The sequence below is a fragment of the Chryseobacterium sp. HNCC26DJ241 genome, assembly GCF_057180505.1.
Genome location: NZ_JBXUGL010000035.1, coordinates 1 through 24,438, shown reverse-complemented (window position 1 = coordinate 24,438; position 24,438 = coordinate 1). Strand labels below are relative to the sequence as shown.

Annotated in this window: 19 protein-coding genes; 13 read left to right on the top strand and 6 right to left on the bottom strand. The window is 33.8% G+C overall.

Annotated features, from left to right (window positions below):
- Positions 1–4 precede the first annotated feature (4 nt).
- From AC2A1C_RS13620 to AC2A1C_RS13605, 4 genes are all read right to left on the bottom strand, one after another.
- The gene (locus tag AC2A1C_RS13620) at positions 5–1,558 is read right to left on the bottom strand and encodes a murein hydrolase activator EnvC family protein (RefSeq protein WP_484026376.1); all 1,554 of its coding nucleotides are present in this window, start codon (positions 1,556–1,558) and stop codon (positions 5–7) included.
- Positions 1,555–2,337, bottom strand: a complete 783-nt coding sequence (gene lolB1 / locus AC2A1C_RS13615; RefSeq protein ID WP_484026375.1) for a lipoprotein insertase outer membrane protein LolB1 — start codon at positions 2,335–2,337, stop codon at positions 1,555–1,557. Before lolB1 ends, AC2A1C_RS13620 begins: the two co-directional genes overlap by 4 nt.
- 90 nt (positions 2,338–2,427) lie before the next feature.
- Positions 2,428–3,447, bottom strand: coding sequence for a sugar phosphate nucleotidyltransferase (locus AC2A1C_RS13610; RefSeq protein ID WP_484026374.1), 1,020 nt, complete (start codon positions 3,445–3,447; stop codon positions 2,428–2,430).
- 132 nt (positions 3,448–3,579) lie between these two features.
- Positions 3,580–4,998, bottom strand: coding sequence for a lipopolysaccharide biosynthesis protein (locus AC2A1C_RS13605; protein ID WP_484026373.1), 1,419 nt, complete (start codon positions 4,996–4,998; stop codon positions 3,580–3,582).
- 176 nt (positions 4,999–5,174) lie between these two features.
- On the opposite strand from AC2A1C_RS13605, the gene AC2A1C_RS13600 reads away from it, so the two are divergent.
- A complete protein-coding gene (locus AC2A1C_RS13600) occupies positions 5,175–6,509 on the top strand; it encodes a dihydroorotase (protein ID WP_484026372.1) in 1,335 nt (444 codons plus the stop codon).
- A 65-nt stretch (positions 6,510–6,574) separates the two neighbouring features.
- On the top strand, positions 6,575–9,502 hold the full coding sequence (locus AC2A1C_RS13595; protein ID WP_484026371.1) for a M16 family metallopeptidase: 2,928 nt from the start codon (positions 6,575–6,577) through the stop codon (positions 9,500–9,502).
- A 20-nt stretch (positions 9,503–9,522) separates the two neighbouring features.
- Here AC2A1C_RS13595 and AC2A1C_RS13590 read toward each other — a convergent pair whose 3' ends face one another.
- Positions 9,523–9,681 carry a hypothetical protein gene (locus AC2A1C_RS13590; protein ID WP_484026369.1) on the bottom strand — a complete coding sequence of 53 codons (159 nt, stop codon included), beginning with the start codon at positions 9,679–9,681 and terminating at the stop codon, positions 9,523–9,525.
- Positions 9,682–9,743: 62 nt separating this feature from the next.
- Between AC2A1C_RS13590 and AC2A1C_RS13585 the strand changes: the two genes are divergently transcribed.
- The 4 genes from AC2A1C_RS13585 (at position 9,744) to AC2A1C_RS13570 (ending at position 15,288) form a co-directional block, all read left to right on the top strand.
- Positions 9,744–10,673: an SDR family oxidoreductase gene (locus AC2A1C_RS13585; protein WP_484026368.1), complete on the top strand. Its 930-nt coding sequence runs from the start codon at positions 9,744–9,746 to the stop codon at positions 10,671–10,673.
- A 66-nt stretch (positions 10,674–10,739) separates the two neighbouring features.
- A complete protein-coding gene (gene fabV / locus AC2A1C_RS13580; protein WP_484026367.1) occupies positions 10,740–11,942 on the top strand; it encodes an enoyl-ACP reductase FabV in 1,203 nt (400 codons plus the stop codon).
- 68 nt (positions 11,943–12,010) lie between these two features.
- The gene (locus AC2A1C_RS13575; RefSeq protein ID WP_484026365.1) at positions 12,011–14,215 is read left to right on the top strand and encodes a M1 family metallopeptidase; all 2,205 of its coding nucleotides are present in this window, start codon (positions 12,011–12,013) and stop codon (positions 14,213–14,215) included.
- Positions 14,216–14,436: 221 nt separating this feature from the next.
- Complete coding sequence (locus AC2A1C_RS13570) at positions 14,437–15,288, top strand: endonuclease/exonuclease/phosphatase family protein (protein ID WP_484026364.1); 852 nt, start codon at positions 14,437–14,439, stop codon at positions 15,286–15,288.
- A gap of 161 nt (positions 15,289–15,449) precedes the next feature.
- Here the strand turns inward: AC2A1C_RS13570 and clpB are convergent, their stop codons facing one another.
- The gene (gene clpB / locus AC2A1C_RS13565) at positions 15,450–18,041 is read right to left on the bottom strand and encodes an ATP-dependent chaperone ClpB (protein ID WP_484026362.1); all 2,592 of its coding nucleotides are present in this window, start codon (positions 18,039–18,041) and stop codon (positions 15,450–15,452) included.
- A gap of 327 nt (positions 18,042–18,368) precedes the next feature.
- On the opposite strand from clpB, the gene AC2A1C_RS13560 reads away from it, so the two are divergent.
- The 7 genes from AC2A1C_RS13560 to AC2A1C_RS13530 all read left to right on the top strand — a co-directional run bounded on the left by AC2A1C_RS13560 (position 18,369) and on the right by AC2A1C_RS13530 (position 24,380).
- Positions 18,369–19,457: an FAD-binding oxidoreductase gene (locus AC2A1C_RS13560; protein ID WP_484026361.1), complete on the top strand. Its 1,089-nt coding sequence runs from the start codon at positions 18,369–18,371 to the stop codon at positions 19,455–19,457.
- 58 nt (positions 19,458–19,515) lie between these two features.
- On the top strand, positions 19,516–19,788 hold the full coding sequence (locus AC2A1C_RS13555; RefSeq protein WP_484026359.1) for a hypothetical protein: 273 nt from the start codon (positions 19,516–19,518) through the stop codon (positions 19,786–19,788).
- 187 nt (positions 19,789–19,975) lie between these two features.
- Positions 19,976–20,911 carry a 1,2-phenylacetyl-CoA epoxidase subunit PaaA gene (gene paaA / locus AC2A1C_RS13550; protein WP_484026358.1) on the top strand — a complete coding sequence of 312 codons (936 nt, stop codon included), beginning with the start codon at positions 19,976–19,978 and terminating at the stop codon, positions 20,909–20,911.
- A 1-nt stretch (position 20,912) separates the two neighbouring features.
- A complete protein-coding gene (locus AC2A1C_RS13545; RefSeq protein WP_484026357.1) occupies positions 20,913–21,506 on the top strand; it encodes a hypothetical protein in 594 nt (197 codons plus the stop codon).
- A gap of 3 nt (positions 21,507–21,509) precedes the next feature.
- Positions 21,510–22,421, top strand: a complete 912-nt coding sequence (gene hutG / locus AC2A1C_RS13540) for a formimidoylglutamase (RefSeq protein WP_484026356.1) — start codon at positions 21,510–21,512, stop codon at positions 22,419–22,421.
- 14 nt (positions 22,422–22,435) lie between these two features.
- Complete coding sequence (locus AC2A1C_RS13535) at positions 22,436–23,086, top strand: transglycosylase domain-containing protein (RefSeq protein ID WP_484026354.1); 651 nt, start codon at positions 22,436–22,438, stop codon at positions 23,084–23,086.
- Between the two features lies 1 nt (position 23,087).
- Entirely contained in the window at positions 23,088–24,380 is a 1,293-nt protein-coding gene (locus tag AC2A1C_RS13530) for an aldehyde dehydrogenase family protein (RefSeq protein ID WP_484026352.1), read from the top strand.
- Positions 24,381–24,438: the final 58 nt, after the last annotated feature.

The window sequence follows — 24,438 nt, the reverse complement described above, 5'->3', positions numbered from 1 at the left end:
ATTTTTAATTTACCCACTCAAGTGGATTTACAGGACTTGTTCCGTTCCAAATTTGGAAATCCAAAGTATAGCTTCCATCAAAATCAGCACCTACAGTTCCCACGGAACTTCCGGCGGAAATAGGCTGATTGGCACTCACTGATGTGCTGGCAAGATTTGCGTAAACACTGAAATAATTACCGTGTTTTACCATTACCATTTTAGATCCGTCCGGCGAAGCAACAACTCTTGAAACTACTCCGGGAAATACACATTTTGCTATCGTTCCTTTGCTTACAGCAATTTTGATTCCACTATTTTCTTCCCAAATATTTTTAAAAACAGGATGCTGTTGTTTCCCGAAATAATGTGTGATCTGGCCACGAACCGGCATTCCTATTTTGCCTTTATATGAAGAAAAATTACTTCCGGATGCAGATGAACCTACATCAAAATTTTTCATTACTTTATTTTCAGCTTCCTTTTTTTCTGCCTCTTTCTTTTTTACTAATTCTGCTTCTGCTGCTCTTGCAGCGGCTGCTTTATCAGCAGCAAGTTTAGCTTTTGCGGCTGCATCTGCAGCTTCTTTTGCAGCAGCAATACGTTTTTCTTCTTCTTTTGCAGAAGCAGCAGCTTTTGCTGCATCATCCGTACGTTTTTTTTCTTCAGCGGCTTTTTTAGCTGCAAGATCGGCGGCTTTTTTAGCTTCGGCTTCTGCAATTTTTCTTTCTCTTTCTAATGCTTCGGCTCTGGCTTTATTTTCAGCATCAATTCTTGCTTTTTCTCTTTCAGCAGCTTCTTTTGCAAGACGTATTTTTTCAGCTTCGGCTTTTTTTAGGGCCTCTTCTTTTGCTTTTGCTATTTTTATTTCTTCAGCAATAATAGCACGAATCTGAGCATCAAGTTTTTTTTGTTCGGCTTGCTTTTGGTTCAGTTCGGCAGTGAGCTTGGATTCATTCTTTTTAAATTCAGCAAGTAATACTTCTTTTTGTTTCTTTTCAGCATTTATCGTATTGAGATCCTTTTGCTGATTATTGAGGATAACTTCTTTTTCTTTCACCGATTTTTGCTTCATGGCAATTGCCTGTTTTATTTTTTGAGCAGCATCGGTAATTTCAGCAGCTTTACGATTTTGGTAATCGGAATATTGCTTTAAATATTGAACTCTTCTGATGGCTTCTCCCATATTTTTAGAAGAAAGAATAAAAGTTACTTTATTTTGTACCCCTTTATTTTTATAGGCTTTTACCAAAACATCAGCATAATTTTTTCTGAGAACGACAAGCTCACGATTTTGCCTGTTGATTTCTAACTGACGCAGATATATTTCGTCCTCAATAAATTTTTTTTCTTTTTGGGTATTATTGTATACTTTTTCCCGAAGTTCAATTTTTTTATTGACATTGGAGAGATAGGCCAAAGAAAGTTTAGATTCTTTCTGAGCTTTTGCCAATTCAGTATTAATGGCTACGATTTGTTTCTTTAAGGCTGCATTTTGTTTTTGCAGTTCTTCCTTTTTTTGCCCGAAAAATAATCCGGATATTAAAATACCAATGAAGAAAATTACTTTTTTTGTCATTTAATATCAGTTTTTGTATAATTTGCTGGAACAGAGTAGGGAGTTTCCATTTTATTGAAAGCAAATGTCGTATTTTCGATTAAAATCTGACTTGTTTTGCTGTTTTTTATAACTATTTTAACATTTTTCGGAAGTCTTATATTATTTTCTGTAATCCAGTTGGAATAGACAATTTCAAGATTGTCATTGCTGTTTATTTCGTTTAGAATTACTTTGGTGAGATCGGCTTCTTGATTGTAATTCATCATAACTTTATATTCAAAAATCTTCCCATCATTATTGATCTTTTGGTTTTTGATTGATGTCAAAGTATATCCGTCCGAATTTTGAGAAAGGCTAAAATCTTTATCCGTGACTGGAAGGAACGTTTTTCCCAAAAGTAAATTTTGTAATGTATTGTAATCTATGAAATTAACATTCAGTAGTTTATTGATATACGTGAAATCGGAATCTATATACGTTTTGTTCCATTTTTCGTACCCTTTTACACCTTCTTGTGTTGCAATTCCTCTCCCTACATTGAACAAGAGTGCTGTCATATTCATCCAGATTTTTTGCCCGTTCTCCACATAAATAGTAGCATCAAGAGTGGGAATGAAAGCTCCTGTTTCAATATTTACTTTACTATTGACTTTTACTTGTTGGAAATTAAGTGGTTCTTTTATCTTATCAAAAAAAATGTTTTTAGAAACTGAAGTTTTGGTTTCTGTTACTACTTTTTTTGCAGCACAAGAAAATAAGAGCAAAGATAGAACGATACTTGAAAAAAGAATTTTCATAAACTTACTTTTAATAGCAAATTACAACATTAACGCCAAACCACACAATATGTTTTGTGTGGCCGGATTTAAAATATATTTTTAATTTTTTTAATCTTTTGAAAGAAAATCCAAAACGGAATAATCGCCTAAAGAAATTTCTCTGGCAACTCCAAAATATTGTGCAGAATTTCCTATCATGGAATTGGAAAGATTTCCGTGGTCTATAATGGTATTTTCCTGAACCAAAGAATTATCAATATTTGAGTTGATAACCACAGTATTATTTCCTAATGAAACTCCGGGACCAATTTTTGAGTTCGAGATTTTTACATTTTCTCCAATAAAGCAAGGCGGAATTATTAATGAATTTTCAATAACTGCCGAAGAATGATGGTTGGCCATTTCTTCTTTTTCATATTCCAAAATTTTGCAATTGGTTTCTACTGTAGCATTTTTATTTCCGCAATCCATCCAATCGTCTACTTTCCCGAGAGAAAATTTTGCACCTTTTGCTCTCAGATTTTCCAAAGCGGTTGTAAGCTGATATTCGCCTCCCTGTTTAATATCATTGCTCATAATAAAATTGATCTCGTCCATTAATTTTTCGGCACTGTTGAAATAATAGATGCCAATAATGGCAAGATCGGAAACAAATTCTTTTGGTTTTTCTACAAAATCTGTAATAAAACCATAATCATCCAATTTTACAACACCAAAAGCGGAAGGATCTTCTACTTTTTTTACCCAAATTACTCCATCAGAATTTTTATCCAAAACAAAATCTGCACGGAAAAGAGTATCTGCAAAAGCAACCACAACATCTCCCTGCATAGATTTTTCGGCACATTTTATAGCATGAGCAGTTCCCAAAGGTTCATCTTGTGTATAGATGCTTCCTTTTGCGCCTAATTTTTCTGCGATTTGTAGTAAAGAAGCTTCAACTTCAGCGCCGAAATCTCCAATGATAAAAGCAATTTCATCAATTTTTTCGTTAGCAACTTTTGCAATATCTTCTACTAATCTTTGCACAATGGGTTTTCCGGCAATAGGAATTAATGGTTTTGGTACTGTTAAAGTGTGAGGTCTTAGTCTGGAACCTCTTCCGGCCATTGGAACAATTATCTTCATTCTTTTTAATTTAAAATTTTTTGTGTTTTTGAAGTTCTTTTTAAAGTCGGCAAATTTAATTAAAATTAGCAGAATATTAACTTCAAAAATTTAGATGCCTAAGATACTTAAAAAAAGAAAAACAATAGGATATTATTTCCTGATTTTTGACAATATAAAATCTTTTTCAGAATAAGCCATCATTCCTGCATAGATAATGAAAAGCAAATTTCCTATCCAAAAATTATAATGGAATAAATCTACAATCAAATAGCTGAAAACTCCCAACATTACCAAGAAAAAAGATATTTTCCCAATTCTATAAGGAATAGGATAGTATTTCTGTCCCAACAAATAGGATGTAATCATCATTACAAAATAGGCAATAAAAGTAACCCAAGCTGAAACCATAAATCCATATTTTTTCAAAAAAATAAGATTGAGTACAATACTAAGAATACCACCAACCCAAGATATAATAGTACCTATGAAAGTTCTGTCGGTAACTTTGTACCATGTAGAAAGATTGTAATAGATTCCAAAGCAAAGATTAGCGATTACGATAATCGGTACAATATCTATTGCTGACCAATAAGATGTATTTGGGATTAAAACTTGCTTAAGCCATGAGATATTTGCAATAATTCCTAAAGCAACTACTGAAGCAAAAAATGAAAAATATTCTGTGATTTTTGCGTATTTAGTTTTGGCGTTGTCATCTTGCATTTGTTTGAAAAAATATGGCTCAATTCCCATTCTGTATGCCGTTACAAAAAGTGTCATAAGTACTGCCAATTTATAGCATCCTCCGTAAGAACCGGCTTCTTCTTTTGAAATAAACCTGATTTGCACAGCTTTGTCAAAATTTTCGTTTGCCATAAAAGCCAAACCAGCAACCATTACCGGCCAAGAATATTTTATCATTTTGTAAAATAAATCTTTTGCAAATATGAATCTGACTTTTAAGATAATAGGAGTAAGTAAAACAAAAGTTATAACACTTGCAAACAGGTTGCTAAAAAAAGGATACGAAACATTTTCTTTCATGCCCAGTTTTTGAGAAAATTCTGTTGGGATAAAAAGAAATAGCGATATAACAAAAACGACTTGTAAAATTGTGGAAGCAACTCTTACAGCTGAATATTTAATAGGTTTATTATTAAAACGAAGCCATGCAAAAGGGATAACACACAAGTTGTCAAAAAAAGCAATCAAGGCAAACCATTGGATAAACTCCGGATTTTTTTGATACCCGAAATAATTAGCAATAGGTTGGGTAAATAATAAACATCCCACCAAAAAAACTACAGATAATAATGTAAGAAACCAAAAGGAAGTATGGAAGGCTTTTTCTTTGTTTTCTTTTTCGGCTGAAAATCTAAAAAATGATGTTTCAAAACCAAAAGACAAAACAACATTTACAAATGAAATAAGAGCATATAAATTTGTGAAATCAGCAAAAGATGAGTTTTCTAAATACTTTACATAAAACGGAGTAAGAATAAAAAGAATTATTCTCGGCAATATTGCTCCAACTCCATAAATAAGGGTTTCATTCAGCAGTTTTTTCAAAATTCTAATAATTTTCTGCAAATGTAATTAAAATAGTTATTGGTTCTTGGAAGATAATCGCAGGTTGGAAGTATGTTTCCGCTACTATTTTTTTGATAAAGAACTTAGTATTAAATTTGTAGAAACGATCCATTTTGAAACGGGTAACAATTTACTCATAACTATAGAGCTTAAGAATGAAAATCCTCATCAAGAACGCTAAAATCGTTAATGAAAATCAGATTTTAGAAAATGATATTCTAATTGAAAACGATTGTATTTCCAAAATTTCTTCAGCAATTTCGGAAGAAAATGCAGACAAAATAATTGATGCATCCGGAAAATATCTGCTTCCGGGAATCATTGATGATCAAGTGCATTTTCGTGAACCGGGACTTACGCAAAAAGGCGATATTGAAAGCGAAAGTAGAGCTGCAATTGCAGGTGGTGTTACATCTTTTATCGATCAGCCCAATACAATTCCGAATGCAGTAACTCAGGAACTTTTAGAGGAAAAATATAGAATTGCTTCACAAAAATCTTTCGCCAATTATGGTTTTATGATGGGCGGGACTAATGATAATTTAGAAGAAATTTTAAAAACCAATCCACGAAATGTTCCGGGAATAAAACTTTTTTTAGGTTCTTCTACAGGAAATATGTTGGTAGATAATCCCGAAACTTTGGAAAATATTTTCAGCAAAACCAAAATGCTGATTGCCGTTCATTGCGAAGATGAAACGACCATAAAAGAAAATACAGAAAAATACTTAAAAGAATATGGTGAAAATATTCCCATAAAATTTCATCATTTAATAAGAAGTGAAGATGCGTGTTACCGATCTTCTTCTAAAGCCATTGAACTGGCAAAAAAAACAGGAGCAAGACTTCACATTTTTCATCTTTCAACTGCAAAAGAAACAGAACTTTTCAGAAATGATATTCCTCTGAAAGACAAAAAAATAACAGCAGAAGTTTGTGTACATCATCTTACTTTTACCAACGAAGATTATGAAACCAAAGGTTCTTTAATAAAATGGAATCCGGCAGTAAAAACTCAAAAAGATAAGGATGGACTTTGGGAAGCACTTTTGGATGATAGAATTGATGTAATTGCAACAGATCATGCTCCGCACACTTGGGAAGAAAAGCAGAATGTGTATACAAAATGTCCTTCCGGTGCTCCTTTGGTTCAGCATTCTTTGTTGGTAATGCTTGAAAATTTTAGAAACGGAAAAATTTCACTTGAAAAAGTGGTAGAAAAAATGTGTCACAATCCTGCGATTCTTTTCAGAATCGAAAAAAGAGGATTTATAAAAGAAGGCTATAAAGCGGATTTGGTTTTGGTAGACTTGGAAAAAAAATGGACAGTTTCCAAAGAAAATATTTTGTATAAATGCGGTTGGAGTCCATTGGAAGGAACTGAATTCCATACTGAAGTTACCCATACTTTTGTAAACGGAAATCTTGTTTTCGAATACGGAAAAATTTCTGATGGAAAGTTCGGAGAACGTCTTTTATTTGAAAATTGAATTTAAATGAAACAAATCTGAAAAATTTTCGTCTCATTATTTTAGATAAAAAAATATTATAAATTATGATAAAAAGACTTTCCACTATTTTTTTTGTAGCGGTTGTTTCTATTCATTCATTTGCACAATCGTATGAATGGAAAGAAGGGAAAAGCGGTAATTATCCATATAAATATGTTACTAATGATCCTACAAATGCTCGTTTTTATACCTTGAAAAATGGTTTAACGGTTATTCTTAGTCCCACCAAAAAAGATCCGAGAATTCAGGCGTATGTTGCCGTAAAAGCGGGGAGTAAAACAGATCCGGCTACCAATACAGGTTTGGCTCATTATCTGGAACATATGCTTTTCAAAGGAACGGATAAATACGGTTCGCTCGACTGGAGCAAAGAAAAACCGGAACTTGATAAAATTGATGCACTTTATGAGCAATACAACAAAACCAAAGATGAAGCGCAAAGAAAAGCGATTTATAAAAAAATAGATTCTGTTTCGGGAGTTGCGAGTAAATTTGCTATTGCTAATGAATATGACAAAATGATGTCTGCAATGGGAGCTCAAGGAACCAATGCTTTTACTTCTTTTGAGCAAACAGTATATACAGATGATGTCCCTTCCAGTTCTTTAGATAAATATCTTGCAGTGCAATCTGAGCGTTTCAGAAATCCTGTTTTAAGAATTTTCCATACGGAATTAGAAGCTGTTTATGAAGAAAAAAATAGAACTTTGGATAATGACGGAAGACAAGTGTACGAAACATTATTTTCCAATCTTTTCAAAAACCATAATTACGGTTTGCAAACGACCATCGGAACGGTTGAACATTTGAAAAACCCTTCATTAATTGAAATTCGTAAATATTTCCAAAATTATTACGTGCCAAATAATATGGGAATCATTTTGTCGGGAGATTTCAATCCGGATGAAGTAATTGCGAAAATTGATAAAGACTTTTCTTATATGCAATATAAACCGGTTGCCAAATATACTTTCAAACCGGAAGAAGAAATTGCTTCACCAGTAATCAAGGAAGTAGTGGGTCCTGATGCAGAAAATTTAACGATTGGTTTCAGACTTCCCGGAAATAAAGATAAAGATGTATTGTTGGCAGATTTGGTTGGTCAGATTTTAACCAATGGAAAAGCCGGCTTACTTGATCTTAATCTTGTTAAAAAACAAAAACTTTTGAGAGCAAGTGCATTTGTATATCCTTTGATAGATTACGGAATGCTGATTATCAGTGGTGCTCCAACTAATGGACAATCTTTGGATGAAGTAAAAGCTCTGGTTCTTGATGAAATCGACAATCTTAAAAAAGGGAATTTTGATGATGATCTTATTCCGTCTATTGTGAATAACATCAAAAAACAAAAAATTAAAGGAACTGAAAATTATTCAGATCGTGCAGAATCCTTAATGGATGCCTTTACTTCTGAGCTTAATTGGAGAGATCAGGTTGCATATGTCAATGATTTGTCTAAAATTAAAAAAGAAGATGTGGTTGCTTTTGCCAATAAGTATTTGGGAAGTAATAATTATGTGGCAGTATTTAAAAAGAAAGGTGAAAAGACCAACGTTCAGAAAATTGAAAAACCGGCCATTACTCCTGTTGAAACTAATGCGGATAAACAATCGGCTTTCGTGAAAAAGATTAACGATATGCCTTCCAATCCTTCCAAACCTGTTTTCCTTGATTTTAATAAAGATATTCAGAAGTCCAAAATCGGGAAAGCAGAAGTATTGTATGTTCCGAATAAAGACAATCAATTGTATCGTCTAAGATATCGTTACAAAAATGGTTCTCTTAATGATATGAAACTTCCTTTAGCTGCTCAATACATTCAGTTTTTGGGAACAGACAAAAAATCGGCAGAACAAATTTCTAAGGAATTTTATAAGATTGCTTCCAGTTTTAGTATTTCGACATCAGAAGATTACACAACGGTAACGATTGAAGGTCTTCAGGAAAATTTTGAAAATGCCGTAAAATTATACGAAGATTTAGTTGTAAATGTAAAACCAGATGATGCTGCTTTAACTGCTCTGAAAGCAAGATTAACAAAAGCAAGAAACGATGCTAAACTGAATAAAGGAACCATTCTTCAAGGATTGACAAGTTACGCAATGTATGGTGCAAAAAATAAATTCAACAACGTATTAAGTAATGCAGAATTGAATGCTATTACAGCTCAGGAACTCACCGATAAAATCAAGAACCTGAATAATTATGAGCAAACCATTATTTATTACGGTCCCGCTTCTATTTCAGAATTGACTTCGAAATTAAATACATTACACAAAGTTCCTTCAAATTTTGTAGCTCCGGCTCCTGCAAAAGTATTTAAGCAAATGGTTCAGGATAAAAATCAGGTATTGTTTACAGATTATGACATGGTTCAGGCGGAAACAAGATGGATCAGAAATACAGAAATTTACAATCCGAAAAATACTACGGTAGTAAATGTTTTCAATAATTATTTCGGAGGAGGAATGGGCTCATTGGTATTCCAGACTATTCGTGAAAGTAAAGCGTTGGCTTACAGTACGTATGGTTATTATATGTCGCCTGCAAAAAAGCAGGAAGAATATTACATGATGTCTTACGTTGGAAGTCAGGCAGATAAATTCAAAGAAGCAGTTTCAGCGATGAATGAATTATTAACCAAAATGCCGGAACTTCCTGCCAATCTAAATCTTGCAAAAGGTCAGGTAAAAAAAGATATTGAAACTGAAAGAATTACTCAGGATGGAATTATTTTCTCCTATCTTGGTGCACAACAATTAGGATTGAATGAAGATATCAGAAAGCAGGTATATTCCAATGTAGACGCAATTACCATGAATGATCTAAAGAATTTCCACCAAAATCATCTTTCAGGAAAACCATACACCTATGCTTTGGTAGCTTCTGAAAAGAAAATTTCTTTGGACGATCTGAAGAAAATCGGTGAAGTGAAGAAAATTTCTTTGGAAGAATTATTTGGATACTAATTTTAAAAATCGAAATATTATTATAAGAATGCGCTTTTGTGCATTCTTTTTTTATTTGGGCGCCTTTTTCCGTCTTCCGCTCCCAATCTTTTTTTGGTTTCGGCGGCTTCGCCGCCGAAACCAAAAAAAGGATTTCCGCTCAAGCCGGGGCGCAAAAGAAGCGGTAATATTTTCTGCATAATAGTATTTAATTTCAAGAAAAATAAAATCTTTAAATTTACCAAAATACAAAACGAATTTTATGAACTATACAGAACCTATGCTTCGTGAAGACGCATTGAAAGATAAAGTAGCCATTGTTACAGGTGGCGGAAGCGGACTTGGAAAAGCCATGACCAAATATTTTCTTCAACTTGGTGCAAAAGTGGTGATTACTTCCAGAAATCTGGAAAAATTACAAACAACAGCCCAAGAATTAGAAGATGAATTGCGAAGCAATCGCGAATTCCAAAATAACAATAAAAAAAATGATGAGCAAACGGGCGGAAAAGTTTTGTGTGTTTCTTGTGATGTCAGAAATTGGGACGAAGTGGAAGCCATGAAAGAAACCGCAATCAAAGAATTTGGAAAAATTGATATTTTACTGAATAACGCAGCCGGAAATTTCATTTCCCCAACAGAAAGATTGACACATTCCGCATTCGATTCTATTTTGGATATTGTGTTGAAGGGAACAAAAAATTGTACACTTTCCATTGGAAAATACTGGATAGATAATAAACTTCCGGGAACAGTTCTCAATATTGTAACCACCTATTCTTGGACAGGTTCTGCTTATGTAGTTCCGTCTGCTTGTGCAAAAGCAGGAGTTTTGGCAATGACCAGAAGTTTGGCTGTAGAATGGGCAAAATATGGAATCCGATTCAATGCAATTGCACCGGGACCATTTCCTACAAAAGGAGCTTGGGAAAGATTGCTGCCCGGAAATTTGGCGGAAAAATTCGATATGAGAAAAAAAGTTCCGTTGAGAAGAGTAGGAGAACATCAGGAATTGGCGAATCTCGCCGCTTATTTGGTTTCAGATTTTTCGGCGTATGTTAATGGTGAAGTGGTTACTATTGACGGAGGAGAATGGCTGCAAGGAGCGGGAGAATTCAATATGTTGGAAGAAATTCCGCAGGAAATGTGGGATATGCTGGAAGTGATGATTAAAGCAAAAAAATCAAATTAGAATTTTTCAAACTGGATAATTCTTCAAAATTTCATTAATTTGCAATGCTTTAAATAACATAATACAATGATTATTCAACCAAGAACAAGAGGATTTATTTGTTTGACTGCACATCCGGAAGGTGCTTTGCAAACCGTTAAAAACCAGATAGAATACGTAAAATCAAAAGGTGAAATTAAAAACGGCCCGAAAAAAGTTTTGGTAATCGGAGCTTCTACAGGTTTTGGAATTGCTTCCAGAATTGCGGCTGCTTTTGGTTCGGGAGCTGCTACTATTGGTGTTTTCTTTGAAAAACCTTCGTCTGAAGGAAAATTGGGAACTGCGGGTTGGTACAATTCTGCTGCTTTTGAACAGGAAGCTCAAAAAGCCGGTTTGTATGCAAAAAGTATCAATGGTGATGCATTTTCTGATGAAGTAAAACAGCAAGCCATTGATTTAATTAAAAAAGATTTGGGACAAGTGGATCTTGTGGTGTACAGTTTAGCTTCACCAAGAAGAACACATCCAAAAACTGGAGTTGCTTATTCTTCGGTTTTAAAACCAATTGGTCAGCCTTTTACCAATAAAACAGTAGATTTTCATACGGGTTCTGTTACGGATATTTCTATTCAGCCGGTTGAAAATGACGAAGAAATTCAAAATACGATTGCAGTAATGGGAGGTGAAGATTGGAAATTCTGGATGGAAGATCTTAAAAATGCCGGAGTTTTAGCAGATGGAGTAAAAACGGTTGCGTACTCTTATATTGGGCCGGAACTTACTTTTCCAATTTATAGAAACGGAACTATTGGTCAGGCAAAAAATGATCTGGAAGCTACCGTTTCCGTAATTGATGAATTGCTGAAAGATGTGCACGGAAAATCCTATGTTTCGGTGAATAAAGCTTTGGTAACACAATCCAGTTCGGCAATTCCGGTTGTTCCATTATATATTTCATTACTTTATAAAGTGATGAAAGAAAAAGGAACACATGAAGGAACTATTGAACAAATGCAGAGATTATTTGCAGACAGATTATACACTGAAAATGGAAATGTTCCGGTTGATTCCGAAGGCAGAATCAGAATTGATGATTGGGAAATGGCAGAAGATGTACAAGCAGAAGTGGCAAAATATTGGGATAAAGTAGCCACCGAAAATCTTCCTGAAATTAGCGATATTGTAGGATACAGAAAAGACTTTTTCAATTTATTCGGTTTTGAAATTGATGGAGTAGATTATGAAAAAGACACCAACGAAAATGTAAAAGTTCCAAGCATAGAAGCATAAACTTTAACTAAAAATCTCAGACTGTAACAAGTTTGAGATTTTTTTTACTTATTATAAAAATTTTGCAAATGAATTTTAAATTTCCAAAAATTATTTCTGTGGTTGCTTTGTCTTTTTGCGTGACAGCAGTTTTTGCACAGGAAAAATCAAAGTATGATTATGTAGAAGCTTTCAAGCCTTTTTTTTATAAAAATAATGGAACTGAAACGCGTTCTGCAAGTGGACAACCCGGACACAATTATTGGCAAAACCGAGCAGATTATAATCTTACTGCTTCTCTGAATGATGCTAAAAAAGAAGTAACCGGAACAGCAGAAATTACCTATACTAATAATAGTTTCGATGATTTGGGATTTCTTTGGTTGCAGCTTGATCAGAATTTATTCAAAAAAGATTCGAGGGGAAATGCTGTAATTCCGATGTCGGGAAGCAGAAACGGAGCTCATGGTCAGGAATTTGACGGAGGTTATACCATTAAATCTGTAATGATCGATGGAAAACCGGCAAAATATACCATTTCAGATACCAGAATGCAAGTTGATTTAGTCAATCAGCTTAAAGCTAAAGGAGGAATTGCGAAAATTAAAATTGAATATTCTTTCGTTTCTCCGGATTACGGTTCTGACAGAATGGGTGTGGAAGAAACCAAAAATGGGAAAGTTTTCACTTTTGCGCAGTGGTATCCGAGAATGTGTGTATATGATGATGTTTCCGGATGGAATACGTTACCATATTTAGGCGCTTCCGAATTTTATCTGGAATATGGAAGTTTTAATGTTTCTCTTACAGTTCCTTCCAATCATTATGTGGTAGCTTCAGGTGAACTTTTAAATGAAAAAGAAGTCTATTCTTCCGATCAGATCAAAAAATGGAATGATGCCAGAAACAGCGATAAAACAGTAATCATTCGTTCTGCTGCCGAAGTAAATTCTGCTTCGAAAACAGCTTCAGGAACAAAAACTTGGAAATTTAAAATTGATAATTCCAGAGATTTTGCTTGGGCTTCTTCTCCTGCTTTCATTTTAGATGCAGCAAAAATCAATTTACCAAGTGGAAAAAAATCTTTGGCAATTTCTGCTTATCCTGTGGAAAGCGACGGAAGCGATGCTTGGGGAAGATCTACAGAATATACAAAAGCAGCGATGGAACATTATTCAAAACAATGGTTTGAATATCCATATCCTGCAGCTACTAATGTTGCCGGAAATGAAGGTGGAATGGAATATCCGGGAATTGTTTTTTGTCACATGAATTCTAAAGGAGAAGAATTGTGGGGAGTTACGGATCATGAATTTGGACACACTTGGTTTCCAATGATTGTAGGTTCTAATGAAAGATTGTATGCTTGGATGGATGAAGGTTTCAATACTTTTATCAACAGTATTTCTACGGAGCAATTTAATAAAGGAGAATATCATCATCCTCAATCTTTGCAGCAAATGTCGTTTTTCTTTTATAATGATAATCTGGAACCGATTACAGTAGGTCCGGATAATATGAAGGAATCTAACATCGGATTTTTAGCATATTACAAACCGGGTGCTGGTTTAACAATGCTTCGCGAAAATATTTTGGGAAAAGAAATGTTTGATAAAGCGTTCAGAGAATATATTAAAAGATGGGCGTTCAAACATCCGACTCCTGAAGATTTTTTCAGAACTATGGAAAATGTTTCCGGTGAAGATCTTTCGTATTTTTGGAGAGGGTGGTATTTGGATAAATGGAAAATTGACCAAGCTATTACAAGTGTAAGATATGTAAATGGAGATTATAAACAAGGTTCCATTTATAAAATTGAAAATATCGGACAATTGCCAATGCCGAATGCAATGGAAATTACCTTTGCAGATGGAACTCAGGAAACAAAAAATATTCCTGTAGAAATTTGGAAAAGAAATACAGATTGGACATTCAAGTTGCCTACAACTAAAGAAATTAAATCCGTAAAACTTGATCCGAAGAATACTCTGCCGGATAGCGATCCTACCAACAATACGTTTAAAATGGAAAGCGCAAAATCTGCTGAAAAAGTAAATTTAGCAGATTACACCGGAACTTTCAGTACAAAAGGAATGGATGGAAAATTCACGATGAAAGTGGAAAATAACACACTGACTGGGCAGTTTATAGGACAGCAATCTTTTCCTCTGGAATATCTGGGTGATGGAAAATTCAGTTTTGAAATGGCAGGAATTGAAATTCAGTACAGTGCCGATAAAAAATCTTTTGATATTATTCAAGGGGGTCATTCTGCAAAATTTACCAAAGAATAAATTCAAAAAAATATATATCAAAAACTTCTTCACCTTGAGGAAGTTTTTTAATTTTAGACTCTGTTTAAATTATTTTGAAAACGTTATTTTAGATACTTCAACTTCGCTCAGCATGATATCTCTAATACTAGCCATTTATTTTTAGCGTTGTCATGCTGAGCGAAGTCGAAGCATGTTTAGCTTAATTTTTTTGGCATCTTAAACTATATTCTAAATTAAAAATGAAAAATTTTTTTATTGCATTTTCAATTCTTTTTTGTGGCTTTTTTTTCTCTCAAAAACTGGATATAATGACCTATAATATTAGGCTGTCATTGGATTCTGATAAAGAAAATTCATGGAATAATAGAAGAGAAGACGCTCTCGCTTTAATGTCATACTATCATCCGGATATTATGGGAGTTCAGGAAGCAGTTCCTCAGCAAATGATTGATATTGAAAATGATCTTCAAGATTATGATTATGTTGGAGTAGGAAGAGACGATGGAAAAAATAAAGGGGAATATTCTGCCATTTTTTATGATAAAAATAAATTAGAAGTTTTACGATCCGGAACATTCTGGCTCAGCGAAACTCCTGATATTCCTTCCAAAGGATGGGATGCTGCATATAACAGAGTTTGTACCTACGCTTTGTTTAAAATGAAAAAAAGGGGTGAAAAGTTTTGGGCTTTTAATTTACATTTCGACCATGTTGGAAATTTAGCAAGAGTGAATTCCGCAAAATTGATTCTTGAAAAAATGAAATCATTTAACTCCAAAAAATATCCTGTTGTTTTATTGGGAGATTTTAATTTGACAGAGGATTCGGAACCTATAAAAATCATTTCAAAATCTTTAAATGATTCTTATTATCATTCCAGAAAACCACATTATGGACCAAAAGGAACTTTTCAGGCATTTGATATCAATACACCTGCAAAAGACCGTATTGATTATATTTTTGTAAATGGTTTTGATGTGATTTCCAACCGCACCATTAATGACAGAAGGGAAAATCTGTTATATCCTTCCGATCATTTTCCTGTTTTGGTAGAATTAGAAATTGGCAAAACGGATCGTTTAAAAAAATAAATAGGAATCATAGAACGATTCCATTCAGGCAAGGTTTGTAGAAATTAAAAACCCAAGTTTCTAAAAAAGAAACTTGGGCAAAGACACAAATGATGAAAAAAAATTTCTTATTAAGTATTACAAAAATTGTGCAAATAGTATGTTAAGTAAGGTTAATTTTTTTACTCTGTTGGTCTGAAAATCAGACCACTTTCTTCAAAATAGTCCAAAGTAATTCGGTCTCCGTCATTCACATTTCCGGCAAGAATTTCCTTCGATAATTTGTTGAGAACTTCCTGTTGCAAAACACGTTTTAAAGGTCTTGCTCCGAAAGCAGGATCATAGCCTTTGTTCATTAGATAATTGATAGCATCTTCTGTTGCTGTCATGATGATTCCTTTTTTCTCCAGCATTTTATTGAAACCTCTCAACTGATAATGAACAATTTTTCCGATTTCTTTTTTGTTCAATGGTTGGAAGAGTACTATTTCATCAATTCTATTAAGGAACTCAGGTCGTAAAGTTTGTTTTAATAAGTCGAAAACTTGATTCTTTGTTTTATCAACAATTTCGTCCTGATTTTCTTCGGAGATAGTTTCAAAATTTTCCTGAATCAGATGCGATCCCAGATTGGAAGTCATTATGATAATCGAATTTTTAAAATTCACGACTCTACCTTTGTTATCGGTCAAACGTCCATCATCCAAAACCTGCAGCAATGTATTGAAAACATCAGGATGTGCTTTTTCAATTTCGTCTAAAAGCACAACAGAATAAGGTCTTCTTCTCACGGCTTCAGTCAATTGTCCACCTTCATCATAACCAACATAACCTGGAGGCGCACCTACCAATCGGGAAACGGAATGACGTTCCTGATATTCGCTCATATCAATTCTCGTCATATTGCTTTCATCATCGAAGAGAAATTCTGCCAATGCTTTTGCAAGCTCTGTTTTTCCTACACCTGTAGTTCCTAAAAATAAGAAACTTCCTATTGGTCTTTTTTCATCGCTCAGTCCGGCTCTGTTTCTTCTGATAGCATCAGCAACCGATTGAATGGCCTCTTCCTGACCAACCACTCTTTTGTGAAGTTCATTTTCCAGATGAAGAAGTTTTTCTCTTTCGCTTTGCAATAATTTGGTAACAGGAATTCCTGTCCATTTGGAAATGACTTCCGAAATATTTTCTGCGGTTACTTCTTCTTTTATCAGCTCGTTTTGGTGGTTTTGCATTTCTAATTCGAGCTTCTGGAGTTGATCTTCTTTTTCTTTAATTTTTCCGTACTGGATTTCTGCAACTTTAGCATAATCTCCAATTCTGGATGCTTTTTCCGCTTCTAATTTTAAGGCTTCAATATCTTTTTTAATTTGAGTTAAATCCTCAGATTTTTGTTTTTCCTGAAGCCATTTTGCGTTGATTTCGTTTCGGTCGTCTGTTACTTTTGCAATATCTTCTTTTAGATGGTCAATTTTAGTTTGGTTTCCTTCTCTGGAAATAGCAGCCAATTCAATTTCCATTTGCATCAGTTTTCTATCCAGAACATCCAGTTCTTCCGGTTTGGAATTGATTTCCATTCTTAATTTTGCAGAGGCTTCGTCAATTAAGTCAATCGCTTTATCCGGTAAGAATCGGTCGGAAATATAACGTTGAGATTGTTCCACAGCTGCGATAATCGCTTCGTCTTTAATTCTTACTTTGTGGTGAGCTTCATATTTATCCTTGATTCCACGAAGAATCGAAATTGCGGATTCAGTGTCCGGTTCTTCCACCATTACTTTTTGGAAACGTCTTTCAAGAGCTTTATCTTTTTCAAAATATTTTTGATATTCGTTCAATGTAGTTGCACCAATTGCTCTTAATTCTCCTCTTGCCAAAGCTGGTTTCAAAATATTAGCAGCGTCCATTGCGCCTTCACCACCACCAGCTCCCACTAAAGTATGGATTTCATCTATGAAAAGAATAATTTGTCCGTCAGATTTAATAACCTCGTTTACAACAGATTTTAATCTTTCTTCAAATTCACCTTTGTATTTTGCACCGGCAATCAAAGCTCCCATATCCAACGAATACAATGTTTTATCCATCAAATTTTCGGGAACGTCACCGGAAATAATTCTGTGTGCAATTCCTTCAGCAATAGCTGTTTTTCCAACTCCCGGTTCGCCAATTAAAATCGGATTGTTTTTCGTTCTTCTTGATAAAATCTGTAAAACTCTGCGGATTTCCTCATCTCGTCCAATTACAGGATCCAATTTTCCTTCAGCTGCTAATTCGTTGAAGTTTTTAGCATATTTATTTAAACTTTGATAGGTTTCTTCGGAACTTGCAGAAGTAGCTTTGCTTCCTTTTCTTAATTCTTTAATTCCGCCTTCTAAAAGATTTTTGGTAACGCCCATGTCTTTTAGCATTTGGGAAACAGGAGAATTCACATCAATTAATGCTAACCAAAGATGTTCAATGGTCACATATTCGTCTCCCATTTTTTTAGCGATGTTGGGAGCATCCAATAAAATTTTGTTTGCAGATTGGGAAAGATAAATATTCCCACCTTCCACTTTAGGAAGTTTTTCAAGATTTTCGCGGTTGCGTTCTCTTACCAATGTTGCATCGGCTTCGGATTTTTTTAAAAGGAAAGAAGAAATGGTTTCGTCTACTTCAAAAATTCCTTCAAGCAAATGTTGAGGTTCTATGCTTTGGTTGCCAAACTGCAAGGCTACTTGTTGAGCAGCTTGAATGGCTTCCTGAGATTTTACAGTATATTGGTTTAGATTCATAACGATATTTTATAGATTTTTAGTTGTATTTTTTGTTTGCTTCTTTTGATCAGAAATTCAAAGTCAGAATATTTCAATGAAATTTAAGAAAAATCAGTCGTTTCCGACTTTCAACTTCTGAGTCAATTATTTAATCATTTTCATTTGTTCAAAAAGTATTCTAATAAGATATTTTTAACAAAATAGGTCAAAATTTCCGAATAGTTGAATTTTAACATCAGTTTTTGTTGTCAATTTTTCCGATTTTTCAATTTCAATTTTTTGTTTTCTGAACAGATGTATCTCTTATTTTGATTATATTTGGGAAAAACAGATTGTAAAAAGATCATGCAGCATTTTCATACTCTAAAAATCTCAAAATATCATCTTGAAACCAATGATTCTGCAAATATTGCCTTTGAAATTCCGGAAAACCTCAGACACGAATTTTTGTTTAAACAAGGTCAATACCTCAATGTAAGATTTGTTTTCGGTGAAGAAGATTTTAGAAGATCGTATTCTATTGTGAACGCTCCTTCCGATGGCAATTCAGAATTGGAAATTCTGGTAAAACATTTGGAAAACGGAAAAATTTCTACACATCTCAACCAAAATGTAAAATTGGGAGACGAAATAGAAGTGATGTCGCCACAAGGACATTTTTATACCAATTATCATCCGACAAATGAAAAAACGTATGTTGGGCTTGCTGCAGGAAGTGGAATTTCACCCGTTCTTTCCAATATTGTGGAAGCATTGTATCAGGAACCGAAAAGTAATGCCTATTTATTTTTCAGCAATAAGAGTTTTAATGATATTATTTTCAGGGAAAGAATTGATGTTTTAGCCGAAAAGTTCGAAGGAAGATTGAAAGTGGTGTATTTGCTTTCCCGTGAAAAGCATTTTGAGGACGAACTTTTCGAAGGAAGGATTTCTCCTGAAAAATTGAACCAGCTTTTTGAGCGTTTTTCGGAAATTCCGGTTCGGGAAACTACTTTCTTTATTTGTGGACCTTCGGAAATGATAAAAAGTATTTCCACATTTCTGAAAACAGAGAAAAAAGTACCTTCGTTGCAGGTGATGTATGAATATTACGCAGCTCCTGATGATGAAGAAAATGCAGAAAAAAGCGAAGAATTTAAAAAGATTCCGAATATAGAAAGTTTCGTAACTTTGATTATTGATGATGATGAATATAACCTGCATCTCAATTCAAAAAAAGAAAGTATTCTGGATAAGGCTTTGAAGGAACATTTGCCCGTTCCTTTTGCCTGTAAAGGTGGTGTTTGTTGTACATGTAAAGCGCAAGTATTGGAAGGCGAAGTTTTTATGGAAAAGAACTTTGCACTTACGGAAGATGAGGTAGAAAAAGGATTTGTACTTACATGTCAATGTCATCCAACAACCAATATCGTAATGCTGAATTATGACGTGTAATTTTTTAAAATTATAAATCGTGGAAAAATTTAAAATCAAAAAGATTAAACTTCGAAAAATGGATACAAAAAAATCATCTTGGAAATTTGCTTCCTTCATTGAAGTGGACAAAGAATATAAAATAGAAGGATTAAATATTTGGAATTATTATTGGCATTGTTCCGATCGTAAGATTGAGGTGAAAGATCCATCCGAAGGAAATTCATACTATTTTAATGAATATGCCATCCAAACTTCTGAAAAAACCGTAACTTTTGTAGCCGGAGAATTTTCAGACGGAAAAATCGGCATCTATAGAAAGGATGATTTGAGTGACGGGAAATTGGAATAAAGTAATATTCAATACGTAAAAAAATTACCATAAAAGAAACAAAAGAATTGTTTGTCAATTGATAGAAATGCAAAAGAATAAAAAAAGCATTCTTATTGTGTCTTTTTATTCTTTAGAAAAACTTAAAGAATAATGCTTTTGTTTCTTTTGTGGTAAAAAAATATAAATTATTTTCATACTTAAAATTATGGAAGAAAAATTTTTAGAATACGTTCAGTCCGAAAACAAAGTAGAGCCAAAAGATTTGATGCCCGAAGATTATCGAAAACTTTTGGTGCGGCAGATTTCGCAGCATGCACATTCTGAAGTTGTAGGGATGCTTCCGGAAGCCAACTGGATTACAAGAGCACCGTCTCTCCGCAGAAAAATGGCTCTTTTAGCCAAAATTCAGGATGAGGCTGGTCATGGTTTGTATTTATATGCTGCTACCGAAACTTTAGGAAACGGAAAAATTATTGCAGATCGAGATTCTACTTATAATGATATGCTTTCCGGAAAGGCGAAATATTCCAGTATTTTCAATTATCCTACTTTGAGTTGGGCAGATATTGGAGCGATAGGTTGGCTGGTTGATGGAGCTGCAATTATGAATCAGGTAATGTTGATGGGAAATTCTTATGGGCCTTATTCCAGAGCGATGGTTCGGATTTGTAAGGAAGAATCGTTTCATCAAAGACAAGGGTATGAAATTTTGATGACACTTTGCAGAGGAACAAAACAGCAAAAAGAAATGGCTCAAAAAGCATTAGATCGTTTTTGGTGGCCGGCTTTAATGATGTTCGGTCCGAATGATGATGCTTCCCCGAATTCCCAAAAATCCATGAATTACAGAGTAAAACGTGAAAGCAATGACAATCTCCGCCAAAGATTTGTAGATGTTACCGTTCCGCAAGCTGAATTTCTTGGACTGAAAATTCCCGATGAAAATCTGAAATGGAATGAAGAACGGGGACATTATGATTTTGGAGATTTGCCTTGGGATGAATTTATGGAAGTTTTGAAAGGAAATGGTCCTTGCAATAAGAAACGCCTCGAAACCAAACAAAAAGCTCAACAGGAAAACGATTGGGTGAAAGAAGCGGCAATTGCGTTTGCGAAAAAACAGGAAGAAATCAAGATTTAAATTGAAGAACGTTTTATTAAATATATTTTTCTTTTTACTTACATTTTATGTTTATGCTCAAGATGTAGACAAACTGGCGAATATTCCTTCATCATATTTTGAAAAAGAAATACGAATATACAAAGACAGAGGAATTACAAACAGTGGGTTTGTTTTCAGGATTTTTGAACAAAACAATAAATGGAGTGTTGAGAATATTCAATGGTTTTTGCCAAAACAAATTGATTCCAATGAATATAAAATGATAGCTCCCATAAAAAAAAGTCTTGCTACTACTAAAAATATAGAAGAAATATTTATGAATTTGGAAGCATTAAATATTGGCTTTTTACCAATGGAAGATGCATTTGAATATAAAAAAGAACAAAGAAAAGTTTGGGATGATGAAGAAAAACAGTTTGTTTTTAGTGTTTCTAAATCTGCTATTTTGGATGGATTTAGTTATTCGGTAATTTACAAATCTGGTGAAAATTATAATGAATTCACATATAATAATCCAGAGGCATATTTAAAAAAGTTTCCTGAAATAGATGAACTTAATTCATTTGTAATAATTCTAAATTATATTAGAAAAGAGTTTAAAATAGATTTTTAAAAAATGTGGCAAGGTCGCTTTGATGGTGATGATCCTTTGTATCACCGTATTTTTCAAAAAGTTTCTTTAGAAAACAATTACGATAAAATTGCTGAAAACGATTTCGTTCTTCATGGTTTTGCCATAGATGAAGGCGTGAAAAGAAACAAAGGTAGAGTAGGAGCAAAAGATGCTCCCGACATTATCCGGAAAAATATGGTGAATTTTCCGGTAGTAAAACCCAATTTTGTTTTAAAAGATTTCGGAAATATCTATTGCGAAAATGAAAGCCTTGAAGAAAGTCAGAATACTTTAGCTGAAAGAGTTTGCAAAATTTTACAGAAGAAGGCAAAAAGTCTTGTTTTAGGTGGCGGTCACGAGGTTACTTTTGCCCATTATTCGGGAATCAGGAAGGCGTTTCCAAATTCTAAAATTGGAATTATTAATATTGATGCTCATTTTGATAACCGTGAATTGGATCCGAAAATTGGTGCAAGTTCAGGAACCGGATTTTGGCAAATTGCACAGGAAGGCGAGATTCATTCGTTGCACATTGGAATTCAAAAAAATTCAAATACATTAAAACTTTTTGATTTTGCCCACCAAAGCGGAATGAAATACATCCTTGCTGATGAACTTTTTTTTGAAAATTTGCCTTCAATTTATGAAAGAATTGATGAACTTTCTCAGGCAGTGGATGTTCTTTATTTAACGATTTGCATGGATGTTTTCAATGCCTCGATTGCTCCCGGAGTTTCAGCTTCTGCGTATAACGGAATCTTTGCTGATGCTGCTTTTATGCATTTTTTTTGGCATATTTTAAAAAATGAAAAACTGATTGCTTTAGATATTGCAGAAGTAAACCCGAATTTTGATATTCAGGAAAGAACATCCAGATTAGCAGCAAGTTTGGTGAATGAATGGTTTATGATTTAAAAATAATTTTAACTTTGATTATTTCATTCATGAATATTTCAAAATCATTTAAAATTTTAAAGAAAATAGTTCTTTATTTAATAACTTTGGCTTTTGTTGCAAGCATATCTTTTTATTTGTATTTAGAAAATGGGGCAAAAATTTATTTCCCTAAAAAGGAAAGAACTGAACTTGTAAGACAAATTAAATCAGCTCCACAACTTCCGGAGAATTTTATTCAATTTTATACAACTGTATACAAAGGAAGTTTAAACTATAGTTTTTGGAAAAGAAATTATAAACAGTTTACGAGTCTTTTTCCAATTCGTGAAGATAAATTACCTTCACTCAGTGTTGCAAATCTTTCAGTTGGGCCTTTTTTAAAATATGACAAAAGTATTTTTACTATCTTTTTTCTTACTTGTTTTATTGAACAAAACGTTTCACAAAAAGAATGCTTGAATTATGATTTTCAAAAATTTGATTTTCTTTATAATCGAAAAGGAATAGAAGCTGTTTCTAAAGATTTATTTAAAAAGCCTGTTAAAGATTTACAACCGATTGAAATGGCAGAAATTTTATCTCTTCATGAAAACCCTGTCAAAAATGATAGATATCGAAATCAGGAAAGTGCAAAACAACGAACAAAAGTTTTTTTGAAGCAATATGAATTAAAAAAAAGATGAAATGGAAAAATCAATCGAAAATAAGCTGATAAAAGCAGACAAAACATTTCAGGAATGGAAAAAGGTTTCTTTTTCGGATAAACAAAAATTGCTTTCAAAACTTGCAAAAATTTTAATCGAAAAGAAAGAAGAATTCGCTAAGATTATCACTACGGAAATGAACAAACCTATTTCACAATCCATTGGTGAAATAGAAAAATGTGCATGGATGATTGATTATTACTCAAAAGCGGAAAATATTCTGAAACCAGAAAAGATAGAAACGGAATTCAGAATTTCCGAAATTCATTATGTTCCGAAAGGCGTAATTCTTGGAGTAATGCCTTGGAATTTTCCTTTTTGGCAGGTTCTACGTTTTGTAATTCCGGCAATTTTAGCAGGAAATACAACGGTTTTGAAGCACGCTTCCATCTGTTTCGGAAGTGGAGATGCAATTGAAAAATTATTCCTTGAAGCTGGTTTTCCGGAAGGTGTTTTTCAAAATCTTAAAGTAGGGCATTCTGAAGTAAAGGAAATTCTGGAACATGAAATAATCAGAGGTGTTAGTTTAACAGGAAGTGAAAAAGCAGGTGCAGAAGTAGCTTCTACCGCTGGGAAAAATATCAAAAAATCGTTGTTGGAATTAGGAGGAAGCGATGCTTTTATTGTATTGGATGATGCAGATTTGAAAACGGCTGCTGCAAAAGCTGCGGAAGCAAGATTGCAAAATTGTGGACAAGCCTGTAACGCCGGAAAACGTTTTATTGTTCACAAGAAAATAGAAAAAGAATTTCTTCCGATGTTTATGGAAGAATATCAAAAATTTGTCCCCGAAGATCCGATGAATAAAGAAACCAAACTTAGCGGAATGGCAAGACCGGACTTGGCGGATGAATTGGAAAAACAATACGAAAAAGCCATAAAGAATGGTGCTGAAATTATTTTGCCTATGGAAAGAATTTCAGAAAGAGAACTGAAACCCGGACTTATTCTTGTAAAACCCGGAAATCCAATTTTGGAAGAAGAACTATTTGGTCCGCTTGGAATGGTAATGATTGCAAAAAATGATGAAGAAGCTTTAAAATTGGCAAATGATATTCCTTTCGGATTATCGAATGCGGTTTGGACAAAAGATAAAAAGAGGCAGCAATATTTTATAGAAAATCTGGAATCCGGAACTGTAAGTTTAAACAAAATATCAAGCTCTGATCCTAGACTTCCTTTTGGTGGTGCAAAATCTTCAGGTTACGGAACTGAACTTTCCTTAATTGCGTTGAAAGAATTTGTTACACCCAAAACCATTGTAGGAAATTAGACCTCTTTCATAATAGCATATTGTAAATACCTGCGATTAGATTTAGTCTTAGGAAATA